General features: G+C 69.5%; 2 protein-coding genes. Both read left to right on the top strand.

Annotation, left to right across the window (positions count from 1 at the left end; translation table 11 throughout):
- Window positions 1–433: transketolase-like TK C-terminal-containing protein (locus AC1DWF_RS36890; protein WP_476843381.1), on the top strand; the 433-nt coding region annotated here is incomplete at its 5' end.
- Window positions 430–581 (top strand): glyceraldehyde 3-phosphate dehydrogenase NAD-binding domain-containing protein (locus AC1DWF_RS36885; protein WP_476843382.1); only part of this gene is annotated, 152 nt, incomplete at its 3' end. The genes AC1DWF_RS36890 and AC1DWF_RS36885, both read left to right, overlap by 4 nt.

Raw genomic sequence — 581 nt, 5'->3', positions numbered from 1 at the left:
GCCTGCGTTGCGCGACGATGCCGGCGAAAACCGCTCCGCCCGCGGCGGCTATGTCCTCGCGGAAGCCGAGGGCGCCCGCGCGGTGACTCTCATCGCCACCGGCAGCGAGGTCGGCCTCGCCATGACGGCCCGCGCCCAGCTTGCCGAGCAGGGTATCGCCGCCGCCGTCGTCTCCCTGCCCTCCTGGGAGCTCTTCGCCCAGCAGGACGAGGCCTATCGCGCCGCCACCCTCGGCGACGCCCCGCGTATCGGCATCGAGGCCGCGATCGGCTTCGGCTGGGAGCGCTGGCTCGGCGCCAACTCCGCCTTCATCGGCATGACCGGCTTCGGCGCTTCGGCGCCCGCCGAGAAGCTCTTCGAGCATTTCGGCATCACGCCCGCCGCGGTCGTCGCGGCAGCTACGAAACTTCTGGCACAGGATGGAAGCAAATGACGGTTAAGGTCGCGATCAACGGCTTCGGGCGCATCGGTCGTCTGGTTCTCCGCGCCGCCTGCGAGAGCGGGCGCGACGACGTCGAATTCGTCGCGATCAACGATCTCGGCTCCGTCGAGGCCAATGCCCATCTCTTCCGCTACGACAG

This window comes from Aminobacter sp. P4_D5, assembly GCF_056401815.1.
Note: the sequence above shows the minus strand (reverse complement) of the source record. Positions and strands in the feature narration are given on the sequence as shown.